Origin of the sequence: Frigoriflavimonas asaccharolytica (genome assembly GCF_013294015.1) — a bacterium.
GTDB classification, from domain to species: domain Bacteria; phylum Bacteroidota; class Bacteroidia; order Flavobacteriales; family Weeksellaceae; genus Frigoriflavimonas; species Frigoriflavimonas asaccharolytica.
In genome coordinates, this window is record NZ_JABSNO010000013.1 from 1 (window position 1) to 13008 (window position 13008).

General features: G+C 32.2%; 11 protein-coding genes. 8 read left to right on the forward strand and 3 right to left on the reverse strand.

Translation table 11 applies throughout. The features are described from left to right. Nucleotides 1–431 precede the first annotated feature (431 nt). On the forward strand, nt 432–1145 hold the full coding sequence (locus HNQ03_RS09410; protein ID WP_173779428.1) for a 3-ketoacyl-ACP reductase: 714 nt from the start codon (nt 432–434) through the stop codon (nt 1143–1145). Nucleotides 1146–1380: 235 nt separating this feature from the next. On the opposite strand, the gene HNQ03_RS09415 is transcribed toward HNQ03_RS09410, so the two are convergent. Beyond that, the gene (locus HNQ03_RS09415; RefSeq protein ID WP_173779429.1) at nt 1381–1815 is read right to left on the reverse strand and encodes a cold shock domain-containing protein; all 435 of its coding nucleotides are present in this window, start codon (nt 1813–1815) and stop codon (nt 1381–1383) included. Nucleotides 1816–1989: 174 nt separating this feature from the next. Between HNQ03_RS09415 and recQ the strand changes: the two genes are divergently transcribed. Next, entirely contained in the window at nt 1990–3750 is a 1761-nt protein-coding gene (gene recQ / locus HNQ03_RS09420; RefSeq protein WP_262888556.1) for a DNA helicase RecQ, read from the forward strand. Between the two features lie 699 nt (nt 3751–4449). Next, entirely contained in the window at nt 4450–4794 is a 345-nt protein-coding gene (locus HNQ03_RS09425; RefSeq protein ID WP_173779431.1) for a ribose-5-phosphate isomerase, read from the forward strand. 30 nt (nt 4795–4824) lie between these two features. Here the strand turns inward: HNQ03_RS09425 and HNQ03_RS09430 are convergent, their stop codons facing one another. Both HNQ03_RS09430 and HNQ03_RS09435 read right to left on the reverse strand, forming a co-directional pair. After that, nucleotides 4825–5925, reverse strand: a complete 1101-nt coding sequence (locus HNQ03_RS09430) for a poly(ethylene terephthalate) hydrolase family protein (RefSeq protein WP_173779432.1) — start codon at nt 5923–5925, stop codon at nt 4825–4827. A gap of 186 nt (nt 5926–6111) precedes the next feature. Then, the gene (locus tag HNQ03_RS09435) at nt 6112–6837 is read right to left on the reverse strand and encodes a glycerophosphodiester phosphodiesterase (protein ID WP_173779433.1); all 726 of its coding nucleotides are present in this window, start codon (nt 6835–6837) and stop codon (nt 6112–6114) included. Nucleotides 6838–6938: 101 nt separating this feature from the next. On the opposite strand from HNQ03_RS09435, the gene HNQ03_RS09440 reads away from it, so the two are divergent. Genes HNQ03_RS09440 through HNQ03_RS09460 form a run of 5 tightly spaced genes read left to right on the forward strand, consistent with a single transcriptional unit; the run spans nt 6939 to nt 12899 of the window. Then, complete coding sequence (locus tag HNQ03_RS09440) at nt 6939–8468, forward strand: hypothetical protein (RefSeq protein ID WP_173779434.1); 1530 nt, start codon at nt 6939–6941, stop codon at nt 8466–8468. A 2-nt stretch (nt 8469–8470) separates the two neighbouring features. Further along, on the forward strand, nt 8471–8995 hold the full coding sequence (locus tag HNQ03_RS09445; RefSeq protein ID WP_173779435.1) for a DUF1697 domain-containing protein: 525 nt from the start codon (nt 8471–8473) through the stop codon (nt 8993–8995). Then, nucleotides 8992–9864 carry a hypothetical protein gene (locus HNQ03_RS09450; RefSeq protein ID WP_173779436.1) on the forward strand — a complete coding sequence of 291 codons (873 nt, stop codon included), beginning with the start codon at nt 8992–8994 and terminating at the stop codon, nt 9862–9864. The genes HNQ03_RS09445 and HNQ03_RS09450 overlap by 4 nt, the downstream gene beginning before the upstream one ends. Next, on the forward strand, nt 9861–10670 hold the full coding sequence (gene kdsA / locus HNQ03_RS09455) for a 3-deoxy-8-phosphooctulonate synthase (protein WP_173779437.1): 810 nt from the start codon (nt 9861–9863) through the stop codon (nt 10668–10670). Before HNQ03_RS09450 ends, kdsA begins: the two co-directional genes overlap by 4 nt. Nucleotides 10671–10706: 36 nt before the next feature. Beyond that, the gene (locus tag HNQ03_RS09460) at nt 10707–12899 is read left to right on the forward strand and encodes a TonB-dependent receptor plug domain-containing protein (protein WP_194305178.1); all 2193 of its coding nucleotides are present in this window, start codon (nt 10707–10709) and stop codon (nt 12897–12899) included. Nucleotides 12900–13008 lie beyond the last annotated feature (109 nt).

The window sequence follows — 13008 nt, forward strand, 5'->3', positions numbered from 1 at the left end:
CCGTGATAACTTTAACTTGGAATCAAAAATTCCAGAAAATATCAATATTAAAATTTTAGAAATTGAAAATCATAGTGTTTTTAAGCGCTGACTATGTATATCCGTAATTTATCATAATAGGTTTTTAACAGGATTTTTGTCATTCCGTAGGAATCTAGCGTCCTGTCTTACAAAGCGTTGAGATTGACTTCGTCGAACCACGTCGTTAGGTTTCCTACGGAATGACAACATTGTGTTAATTTAGTAACGTTATTATTAAAAACGGACATTCATAAAACTAATCAACAAAAAGGAAATCTAAAAATGTCTGCTTATTTTATCTTTAAAACGATTTAATTAAGCTTCTTCTTTTGTTACTTTTGTGGTTAAAAATTTAATTGTAGAATTCTTTAAAGGCTTTAAATCAAACATTAATTAAAATAAATAGTATTATGAATATAAAAGGAAAAAATGCCATCGTAACAGGTGGTGGTAGAGGTTTAGGAAAAGCGGTGGCGCTGATTTTAGCTAAAGAAGGCGTGAATGTTGGGATTACTGGCAGAAATGTAGAAAACCTAAAAAGCACGGTTGAAGAACTAAAAAGTTTAGGCGTGAATGCTGCCTATGCTGCTTTTGATGTAGCGATAGAAGCAGAAGTTCAAAAAGGAATTGCAGATTTAGCAAAAGAATTGGATGGTGTTGATATTTTAATCAACAACGCTGGAATCGGAAATTTTGGAAGCATAGAAGAAATGCCTTCTAAAACTTGGGAAGAGATTATGCAAATTAATCTTTTCGGGGTGTATTATGCTGCCAAAGCAGTTTATCCTTTTCTAAAAGAAAAAGGTGCAGGAGATATTGTAAATGTAGCCTCAACTGCTGGCTTAAAAGGTGGACCAAATATGTCGGCTTATGCTGCATCAAAAGCTGCTGTGGTTTCACTTTCTCAATCCATGATGGCAGAATGGAGAAAAGAAAACATTCGTGTAATTACATTAACGCCAAGTACAATTGCTTCTGATATGTCGATTGATGGTGGATTAACAGATGGAAATCCAGAAACGGTGCTTCAACCAGAAGATTTTGCAGAATGGGTGCGCGATATTTTGAAAATGAATAGAAGAGCATTAATTGCAAACGCTTCTATTTTCTCTACAAACCCATAAAGTGATAGAGACTTTTAGTGTTTCAACTCACAGAAATAAAAAGCGGTTAAACCCGCTTTTTTTTGTATATAAATTTATTTTAGGAAAATTGTACAAAGTAAATTAACCGTAAAAATCTATTTGCATTACTAAGTTTGATTTCTTTAAAAATAGTAAATTGATGGCAGTAGTTTTTAGGCATAAAAAAAACGCTTCATAAATATGGAGCGTTTTTGTTTTATCAAAAAAGAAAAAATTATCTAACGATTTTTATATCTACGGCAACCAAACCTTTTGCAGATTTTTCTACTTCAAATGTAACTTTGTTACCTTTCTTTATCATCTCTGCACAGTTGTTTGTATGGAAAAATACATTTTCTCTCATACTATCTGAGGTTATAAAACCATAACCCTTTTCACTTAAGAACGTTACGATACCAACTTTTACAACTTCCTCTTCTTCTACAGGAGCTGCACCAAGACGGATATTATTCACATCTACGTCTATTTTGTCATTTTTGTCTGGTGGAGTGCTGGTCAATTGTCCGTATTGATCTACGTACATCATCATATCTTCCAGATCTTTTCCTTTATCGTTGTTTTCCTTGCGATCTTCACGTCTAGCATTTTTCTCTTTTTGCTTCGCGATTTTCTTTTTTATTTTTTCTTTTTTTGAGAAAGATTCAGCCATGTATTTTTATTATTTTAAATTGGAGGATAATGTACAACATAAATTTATTGAAAGCAAATATATTTAAATTATTTTTAATATTGAGCTAGATAATTTGAAAAGTAATACATTTATGGTGTTAAATTTAAAGATACAATTCTTATGGTCATTTCTCAAGAAAAAATTTTGGAATCATTGAAAACTCATTTCGGCTATAGCAGTTTTCGGTTCAACCAGGAGCAGATTATCAAAGATGTTTTAGATAAAAAAAATGTTTTGACCATAATGCCAACTGGTGGCGGAAAGTCAATTTGTTTTCAATTGCCGGCTTTGCTGATGGAAGGTACAGCAATTGTAATTTCCCCTTTGATCGCTTTGATGAAAGACCAAGTAGATGCATTAAAAGCCAATGATATACCTGCAGCATTCATCAATAGCAGTCAAGATAGTACCATCAACTATCAAGTTTTGAAAATGTTGAATGATAATAAGTTGAAATTACTATACATTGCCCCAGAAAGTCTTGCAAACATTTTTCCACAGATTCCTAATGTAAAGATCAGCCTTTTTGCCATAGACGAAGCGCATTGCATTTCTTCTTGGGGTCATGATTTCCGACCAGCATATACGCAGCTGGGATATCTAAAAAAGAAATTTCCAGAAATCCCGATTGCAGCTTTCACAGCAACGGCAGATAAAGCAACGAGAAAAGATATTGTAGATCAACTAAATGTGCCAGATGCGACGGTACACATTTCTTCTTTTGATAGGCCAAATCTTTTTTTAGAAGTGAGACCAGCAAACAATAGATTGAATCAAATATTGAAATTTCTAGATGCTCGCCCTTTTGAAAGTGGCATCATCTATTGTCTGAGCCGAAAAAGCACAGAATCCATCACCGCAAAATTGAATAAAAGCGGACACAAAGCAAAAGCCTATCATGCAGGCTTGTCTGCGGAAGAGCGCATAGATATTCAAGAAAGTTTTATTGCCAATGAAACACCTATCATTGTTGCAACTATTGCCTTTGGGATGGGAATTGATAAGGGAAATGTGCGCTTTGTGATTCATTACAATTTACCCAAAAATATAGAAGGGTATTATCAAGAAATCGGACGTGGAGGTAGAGATGGTTTGCCTTCGCAGAGTCTTTTGTTTTATAGTTTTGCAGATGTCATTCAATTAAGACAATTTATTGATGATGCCACCAACAAAGAATATCAAAATGCAAAATTGGATAGAATGCAGCAATATGCAGAAGCAAATAGCTGTAGAAGAGTGGTACTTTTAAATTATTTTGGTGAATTTGGCGCAGAAAATTGTAATAATTGTGATGTTTGTTTGGCACCACCTAAATATTTTGATGGAACTTTAATTGCTCAAAAGGTATGTTCTGGTATCGCAAGATTGAAGGAGCAAGAATCTACAGGAATGGTGATAGACGTGCTTCGTGGTGCGCAAAATGCTCAGGTTTTAGAGAAAAAATATCAGCATATAAAAACCTACGGAATATTAAAAAACACTTCTTGGCTGGATCTTCAACAATACATCATCCAGATGATTAACCAAGGTATTTTGGAAATTAGATTTCATGAAAAAGGAAGATTATTATTAACGAAGCTTGCGAAAGATATACTTTTCGAGAATAAACAGGTTAGTTTGGTTTCTATTCAAAAATTTGTAGCTGCGCAGAAAGTTCAAAAAATACAAAAGGAAATTTTGAATGTAGATGCGGCACTTTTTCAAAAACTGAAAGAATTGCGCTTAAAAATTGCGAAGGAAGAAAATTTGCCGGCTTTCGTAATTTTCAATGATGCTTCTTTGAGAGATATGGCAGATCGGCAACCACAAAACCTCACAGATTTTGAAAAGATTTCTGGTGTTGGAGCTGTGAAATTAGAAAAATTTGGGCAACAATTTTTGGAGGTAATTGTAGATCATTTGGCGTTAGAATAAACATTTTTATGTGTATTCGCATTATAATACACCTTTTGTGTATTTGTGGAAGAATTTCAAACGCAAAGATTTTTAATCAGTTACGATTGAATTAAGGATGCAAAGGATGCGAATATTCGCATGTAAAGCGTACGCTTAATAAAATCTGCTGGCAGATGCCTCTTTGCTCATTTAAATTTTTAAGGATATAAATTAACTTTGCGTTTACAAAATGTCTAAATTACTTTTCAGTACACGACAAAAAATATAAGGTGAAAAATTAAACACAAAAGCAGATGTTTTTTAGATTTGAAAAGATAAAATAAGTTGAAAGCTATATATTTTCAAACTTATTTTAACTTTTAAACTGCTTTTTTAGGAGTTTCCTTTTGTTACTTTTGTGGTTTAAAATTTTTGTCATGCAGTAAAAAATTACGTAAAAAAATTAATTTTATTTTTTAAATGCTAAATGCACAACAGGTTTTATTATTATATTTTATATTTCAATCAGATAACAAATATTAAAGGCAATGACAGAAATTTTAGTTGAGAAAAACGAGGAAGAAGCAGGTCCAATTATACATATCAACCTTGTTTGCGTTCCGTAAAATTAAACGAAAAACGTTTTGCTACCATTCTATAAACCCAACTATGTCTGGAATGAAGTTTATTATACATTTATCAGTAAGGAAATAGTATTAATTTTAATTATTTGTTACAATGAATTATCAAGTGTATGTAGTAGAATTGCACAAAAAAGTTTTTTCAGATTTGGCAAAATTTCGAAAAGCAAATCCGCAGTACAATGGTTCTTTAGAATGTTTGTATGTGGGAATGACGAGCAAAACACCCGCAGAAAGATTGGCGCAGCACAAAACGGGGCACATCAATAAAAAAGGGCATAAAATTTCTGCAAATATTGTAGAAAAATACGGGACTTATCTTCGTCCTAGTTTGTACCAAGAGCTTAATTTAAAAAAAATGACTAGAGTAGAAGCCTTAAAAATGGAAGCAGATTTAGCTTTAGAATTGCGTAGAAAAGGCTATGCTGTTTGGTACAATTAAAAAATAGCAGCATACCTTCCAAATCTAATATCAATCAACTTTGATAATTTTAATTACCTGATTGTTGATTTCTAGATAAAAAACGCCAGCACTTAATTTCTGCACATTTATTTTATTCTCAAGCTTAGAGATTTTACCCGTCAAAACTAATTTTCCTGTAGAGGAATACAATTTATAATCAGCCTTTTCTTGAATATCAACAATTATAAAATCTTTCGCAGGATTTGGATACACGCCTATCTTAGAATTCGTTTCTAGCACATTTAAAACACCATCACATTGAAAGTTTTGATTTATTTTAGAAGCTTGAGTATTATTTGCTAAAAGAGAATTTTTTAATAAATTGCAATAGCAATCGTCATTATCCACATATTTCTTCAACCAAGAAATTGCAATTTTTCCTACATCACCATTTGCACCAGTTGGTGTATTGGCTACAGAATGATTGCCATTTGCAACTTCAAAAAGCATCTTGCTTGTTGTACTTGGTGTGGCATTGTAGTGAAGATCTGCGTGTTGAGCTGGAGGAGCAGTAGGATCTGCTTGTCCACTAAATATTAAAAGCGGACTTTGATGGTTTAATTGAGGAGCTAATAAATACGGGCACAATGCAATGACGCCAGAAATAGTATTATCTAGAACGGCAGCTCTTTGCGCACCACCACCTCCCATAGACCAACCACTCACTACTAATTTATTCAAATTTAATTTGCCAAATAGAGGTGAAGCCATTCTAATATTTTCCTGTTTCATGGTCTCTAGTGCATCTAAAAGTGCATTAGCACGTGCTTCAGGAAAATCAAACAAAGAATTTGTACCAATAATGATGGCAACATAACCATGAGATGCGTAAAATGGTCCCCAATCTTGCACAGTAGATGGAGCAGAAACAAAACCTGGTACAATTGCAATGCTCGCATATGGCGGAGTAGCGTTGGTAGGGTAGTATATTGTTGCACCATTGTAGTTTGGTCCATTTCTCACGCCGTCATTTTCTGTAAGTGTCGCAATGGTATAATTTCCAGGATTGGTAATGCTCGCTGCAGTTACAGTTGCGCATTGCGCATAAACAAAATTGAGGCTGGAAGTAGTAAAAATGAAAATAAGAACTAAAGAATAGAGTTTTTTCATAATTAATGGATATTTATTTTAAAAAAATAATGATTTTATTGCTAAATCAAAGATACATTTTTAAGTCAAATTTTTATGTGTATCAATTATTTATGCAAAATATTCCTGAATTTCTGAAACATGATATATTTGTTTGAAGTGCGTATATCAATTCAAGTTTAAAATAAATGGCTATTGTAGAAAAGCTTATCGCAATGTGAGTCCATCTTTTGGTCTATTGGTGATCAATCCATCCAATCCTAAGTGTATTAAATTGTTCATCTCAGCTTCATCGTCGATTGTATATTGCCAAAGCTCTACATTTTCAGCATGTAGTAATTGCAGCAATTCTTTATTCACATTTGTTTCATTTCCCACACCAATTGCAAAGCAACCTAATTTTTTTGCGGTAGAAATATCCTGGTGCTCAAACTTTTCAACTAAAAAGAGGGTGTTTATTTCTGCATCAAGATTTCTTATATTTTTTAAAACACCTTCGTAAAAGGAAAATATTACAATTTCTTTTTCCATTTCAAGATGATGAATTATTTCTAGAATTTCTTTTTCAGCTTCAACAACTTTTATCTCTACACAAACTTTAATTTTTCCTTTTGCCAAATCTAAAACTTGTTTTAATGTTGAAATTTTTTCATCCTTGAATTGATTGCCAAATTTTGCTGAATATCCCATATTTATATTGGAAAGTTCTGCAAAAGTCATTTCAGAAATCAATCCTGTTGCATGGTCAGAGTTTGTTCTATCAATTGTATTATCATGAATTACTACCAAAACTTCATCACTGGTTTTGTGCACATCTAATTCTATAAAATCCGCAGCATTTTCTATCGCTTTTTGAAAAGCCAACAATGTATTTTCTGGATAATCTGCAGAGCATCCACGATGCGCAACTATTTTCGTTTTTATATTTTCCATTTAAAACAAATATATCTACTTTTCATCAAATTAGGTTCTGCATTTAGGATATTTTGTAAAATTTATTTAAAATCTTTTATATTTGCCGAAAATAGATTTTGATGAAGAAATTTGAGCAACTTCCGCTCTTTGCAATAGTTTTTACAGTTTTATTTAAGCTTCTTTTTTTGTTGACGCATCACATACAAGAAGATGCATTCATCACTTGGCGAGTTGCCCAAAATCTTCTGGATTATGGCGTTATTGGCTTCAATGGAGATACCAAGATTTCTGCTTCTACCACACATTTATATGTATTTGTTTCTTGGTTTTTCAATCTATTATTTGGGAAAGAAAATTTCATCTATCCTTTATTAATATTTAATTCTGTATTGTTTACAATTGGCAGTTATTTCTTGTCCAAATTACTTTTAAAAAATCCCATTCAGCAAGCGATTTTCATATTTTTATTTGGTGTTTTACCACCTTCCATCAAGATTTCTATTCTTGGAATGGAATATGGAATTCTCTTTTTTCTCTATATGAGTTTACTCTATTTCGGCTTTCATCAAAGGAAAAATTGGGCATTGATTGTTTTTCCAATTTTAATATTATTTTGCAGATTAGACACCGTTATTTTCCTCGGAATTGTATTTTTAATTGATGTAATTTGGCATAGAAAAATCAATTGGGTATATGTTTTAGGTGGAATTTTGGCTAATTCTGTCCTTTTATCTTTTAATTATTTCTATTTTAATGAATTTGTGAATAATACCATTGTTGCGAAACAATTGACCTATGAAGGTCATTTTACAGCAGCTCAAAATTGGGAATATTTTCTGCAGAATTACGGGAATTTCTGGGGAATGCTCAAACTTCCAGGAGATTTCAATTTATTTACCGTCATTGTTCTTTTGTTTGAGTTGATAGCATTCATAATTGTAATTAAAGTAAAAGAAAACCGCAATTATTTTCTATGGATTATTTTCATTTTTGGCTGGAGCAAACAGATGATCTTTATCTCGCAAAAAAGTTTGTTTGATTGGTATTATTGGATTCCACAAATCTTGCTTTTTGTACCGATTTTGGTTTTTATTTTAGAAATAAATAAGAAAAAATATCTCTGGCTATCTTTATTAATTGTCTTTTACATCCTTCCAATGTTGGCCTTCCAAACGGTACATTCTATTGCAACAGGAAATGGCGAATGGAATTACCGTAGAAATATTGGTCTATTTTTGAACGAATACGAGAAAGATAAAAATCAATTCATCTTCTTAGAACCTGCTGGTTATGTTCCTTATTTTTCCCAGCTGAAAACGATTGACGAAGTTGGTTTGGTAGATAAAGAATTGCAGACGGAAATTAAAAAAGACCGAAAAAATTACAAATTAAATGTAGCAAAGAATAGAAAACCAAAATATATATTGGCATATAAAAATCTTTTCGAAGCTGAAAATTCTGAGTTTTATAAATCACATTATCAATTAATTAAAGAATTTAGAATCAAAAATAGTTTAAGCAGTGAATATCCAATTTTGGAAAAGATGTACCATCTAAAACCTTCTGGCACAGATTACAATTTGTATGAGAGAATCAAAATTCAAGAGCCAAAAATAGAGCTTGATTCTGCTAATAAATTTAGTAACTAAATATGAAATATTGTGCATTTCTTCGCGGCATAAACGTGAATGGTACGAGCATGAAAATGGAAGAAGTGCGGAAAGTTTTTGAAGCAAATGGAATGATAAAAGTTTCGTCGGTTTTGGCAACAGGAAATATTTTGTTTGAATCTAGCTTAAGCTCTGATAAGTTAAGCATTATTTTGAAAAAAGCATTGTCGGATTATTTCAGGTATGATGCCAATATATTCATCAAAACAAAGGAAGAAATTGAAAATATAATTACAAAAAATCCGTTTGAAAGTAATGCTGAATTTCATATTTATTATTTTATATCAGAAAATGGAGTAGCGGCAGATTTGCTTTCTACATTTGATGCGGGAAAAAAAACCGATGGTGAATTTGCAGAATTAATAGAAACTAATTTCTACTGGCAAATAAAAAAAGGATTAACTTTAGATTCTGATTTTGGAAAAGTATTGGGCAAGAAAAATTTTAAAGATAAAATGACTTCTAGAAATTTGAATACTATTGAGAAAATTGTAAATAAATTATGAAAATAAAAATATTAATTAGCGCATTTGTACTTTTGGCAGCAAATATTCTTTCTGCACAAAAGCAAATATTGCCGCAGGATATCAACTTTGATACTCCCATATTTGAAACAGAGAAAGAATGGGTTTTACTACCTCCAAAAGATGAAAATAGTACGGAATTGTATGCTGTAATGCTTTATTTTGATGATGTTGCCGGCTACACTTTGCAACTTGGAGATTCATTTGAACTAAAAAATGGTGTTTTGCTGCACAAAAAAGCCGACGAAACTGGAGCTACCAAAATCCGCTGGCAAAATCTACGATTGAAAGTTGCAAAACTTTCTGATGAAAGATTAATTAAATTCAATATTGATAAATCTCCAGAATGGTTGAAAAATTACTACACAGAAATACCAACTGTGGAAGATTTGGTAGATAGATTAAGTATTTTGAACGGACAAGGAATGTCTGATATTGCTTTGCCAAAATTACTCGTTCTCCATGCGAAAAATTATAAATCTGCAAAATTCTATTTCGAGCTTGCTTTTGCAAACAATGCTTTGGGGAAATTTTCCGAAGCAGAAAAAATAATTGAAGAAGCAGATAAATTAGGCTTTAATGATGAATTGATGATAAAAGAAAAGATTTACTCTTTATCTTCTCAAAAAAAACTACCAGAAACTTCTGCCTACTTGGAAAAGAATTTAAATAGTTTTAAAACTAAATTATATCTAGAAGAGAGTATCGCAAATTTATTGAATAACTATTACATCGCGCAAGATTTTGTAAATGTTCAAAAATGGATAGATATCTATAAAAAAAATATTACAAAAGGAAAATACACAACAACTATTGAGCAATTAGAAGCTGAATTAAAAACAAAAAAATGATCCAATACCTAGAAAATATCCACCACAAAAATTCAAAAAATTTCTTTCTTATTGCAGGTCCATGCATTATAGAAGGCGAAGATATGGCACTGAGAATTGCTGAAAAAGTGTTGGAAATAACCAATAAATATGAAATTCCATATATTTTTAAAGGCAGTTTCAAAAAAGCAAATAGGAGCAGAGTAGATTCCTTTACTACTATTGGAGAGGAGAAATCTTTGGAAATTTTAAAAAAAGTTGGCGAAACTTTTAACATTCCAACAACAACAGATATTCATGAAAACCACCATGCAGAGTGGGCGGCAAACTATGTAGATGTATTGCAAATACCCGCTTTTTTGGTTCGCCAGACAGATCTTTTAGTCGCTGCCGCAAAAACTGGAAAGTGCGTTTCTTTGAAAAAAGGGCAATTTCTTTCTCCTGAGGCGATGAAATTTGCAGTAGAAAAAATTACAGATTCTGGAAATGAAAAAGTAGCCATCATAGAACGAGGAAATTCTTTTGGCTATACAGATATGGTGGTAGATTTTCGTGGAATCCCAACGATGCAAAACTATGCACCTGTGATTTTAGATATTACGCATTCTTTGCAACAGCCCAATCAAACTTCTGGTGTAACGGGAGGTAGACCAGAATTAATAGAAACTATTGCCAAAGCTGGAATTGCTGTAGGAACAGATGGTTTGTTTATAGAAACGCACCCAAACCCAAAAGTGGCACTTTCTGATGGAGCCAATATGCTGCAACTAGATCAGCTAGAAAATCTCCTAGCAAAATTAACCAGAATTCGAGAAGCAATTTTATAATTAAATTCTTAAATTTAAACCTTAAAACATTTTCACTTGAAGAAATATATATTTTGCACCTTATCCATTGTACCAACGCTATTTTTTGCGCAAAAAAAAGATACGTTGAAAACTCAATATATTGAAGAAGTAGTTTTTCAAAGAAAAGGTGGTAGTACATCAGATCTTACCAATGTGAGAATTAATGCGAGAGAAGCTTCACAAATAGTTTCTGCTTCGGGAGGTATAGAAGGAATGCTGAAAACTTTGCCATCCGTAAATTCTAATTCAGAACTTTCTTCGCAGTATATGGTTCGTGGTGGAAATTATGATGAAAATCTTGTCTACATCAATGATATTGAGATTTACCGGCCACAATTAATTCGTGATTCTCAACAAGAAGGTTTGAGCATCATCAATCCGGATATGGTTTCTTTTGTGAATTTTTCTGCCGGTGGTTTTGAAGCAAAATATGGTGACAAAATGTCTTCCGCTTTGAATATTTATTATCGAGAACCTACAAAATTTGAAGTTTCTGGAGAAGCAAGTTTGATAGGAGGCAGACTTTCTACAGGTTTTGCTACAGAAAATAAAAAATTTAATGTACTTTTTTCTGGAAGATATAGAAACACCAATCTACTTCTAAACACCCAAAAAGGCGAAACGGATTTTAATCCTCAATATGTAGATTTTCAAAGTTATATGAATTATCATATTTCTCCAAAATTGTCGCTTTCTTTTCTTGGTATCTATTCTAAAAATGATTTTGAAGTAATTCCGAAGCAAAAAACAGTGGATTTCGGCTCTGTGTTGCAACCCTTGAAAGTTGATATTTTCTACAACGGTAGAGAAGACGATCAATATAAAAATATGATGGGTACATTTTCCATCAATTACAAACCTACAGAAAAACTGAATATTTCTCTTAATTCCTTTGCATACCAAAATAGAGAAAGAGAATATTATACAATAGCATCAGCTTATAGATTGCAAGCTTTTGATCCTGCAACGGGAGAACCTGTAGTATCTTATGATGTTGGTGGACAAATAGATAACGCAAGAAATGATCTTTTGGTGAAAACGTATGGTGCACAACTGCGTGCAAAATATGCGCTAAATGTGAACACAAATTTTGAATTTGGTGGTAAATATGAAAGGGAAAGTTTACGCGACTTTACCAATGAGTACAAATTGCAAGATTCCATCGGATATAGCGTTCCAAGACCATTTACTGGTCCAAGAGATTTTAATGATGGTAATTTAGATTTAAAATATCTCATTCGGGGGGATAATAATATACAACCAACTAGAACTTCGGCTTATTTGCAGTTTTCTCACAAAATGTTTTGGGGAAGCAGTAAGGTGAATATTAATGCAGGTGCAAGAGTTGCGCATTGGGATTTTAATGATGAAACTATTTTTTCGCCAAGAGCACAATTTGCCATAAAACCAAATTGGGATGCAGATATGCTGTTTCGTGTAGCTGGAGGAATCTATTATCAAGCACCATTTTACAAGGAAATTAAAGATTTAGAAGGCAATTTCAATCCCAATATTAAGTCTCAAAAATCTACTCAAATCATCGTCGCAAATGATTATGAATTTGAAATGTATGAAAGACCATTTAAACTAACAACAGAATTATATTATAAAAAATTAGATAATTTAATACCATATTATCTTGATAATGTGAGAATTAGATATACAGGTTTGAATAATGCTACAGGATATTCTTATGGGGTAGACGCAAGATTAAATGGTGAATTTGTACCAGGTGTAGATTCTTGGTTGTCTGCAAGTTATGCAAGATCTTTCGAAAATATAGATAATAAAGGAGATATTCCAAGACCGACGGATCAAAATTTTAGATTTGCCATATTTTATCAAGATTATATGCCTAGCTTTCCGAAAATGCGGGTAAATCTTACAGGAACTTACGCAATGGGATTGCCTACAGGATCGCCATTATTTTCAGATCCATACTTATTTGAAAAAACTTTATCTTCTTATAAGCGTGTAGATATTGGATTGTCCTACGTATTTGTAGATAGTAAGGAAAATAATAATTCCTATGGTTTTTTAAGTAATTTTGATGAATTAACTTTAGGAGTTCAAATATTTAACGCCTTTAATATTTACAATACGATTGCAAACAATTGGATCACAGATGTGAATTCCAGTACAATATTTCCAGTACCAGTAAATTTAACAGGAAGATTCTTCAACGTTAAGTTGGAATTTAGATTGTAGATTTTATTTTTAATAAATACATAAACCAGAGGAAGGATTAATACAATTTCTCTGGTTGTTTTTGATTCTATTTAACATAATATAAATTATAGGACATTTTTACTGAGGC

Bases quoted from the DNA above. Each gene is read 5' to 3' on its own strand.
- HNQ03_RS09425 (WP_173779431.1), top strand. From the start codon at position 4,450: ATGAATTATCAAGTGTATGTAGTAGAATTGCACAAAAAAGTTTTTTCA.
- HNQ03_RS09450 (WP_173779436.1), top strand. From the start codon at position 8,992: ATGAAAATAAAAATATTAATTAGCGCATTTGTACTTTTGGCAGCAAAT.
- HNQ03_RS09415 (WP_173779429.1), bottom strand. From the start codon at position 1,815: ATGGCTGAATCTTTCTCAAAAAAAGAAAAAATAAAAAAGAAAATCGCG.
- HNQ03_RS09435 (WP_173779433.1), bottom strand. From the start codon at position 6,837: ATGGAAAATATAAAAACGAAAATAGTTGCGCATCGTGGATGCTCTGCA.
- HNQ03_RS09410 (WP_173779428.1), top strand. From the start codon at position 432: ATGAATATAAAAGGAAAAAATGCCATCGTAACAGGTGGTGGTAGAGGT.
- HNQ03_RS09430 (WP_173779432.1), bottom strand. From the start codon at position 5,925: ATGAAAAAACTCTATTCTTTAGTTCTTATTTTCATTTTTACTACTTCC.
- kdsA (WP_173779437.1), top strand. From the start codon at position 9,861: ATGATCCAATACCTAGAAAATATCCACCACAAAAATTCAAAAAATTTC.
- HNQ03_RS09440 (WP_173779434.1), top strand. From the start codon at position 6,939: ATGAAGAAATTTGAGCAACTTCCGCTCTTTGCAATAGTTTTTACAGTT.
- HNQ03_RS09445 (WP_173779435.1), top strand. From the start codon at position 8,471: ATGAAATATTGTGCATTTCTTCGCGGCATAAACGTGAATGGTACGAGC.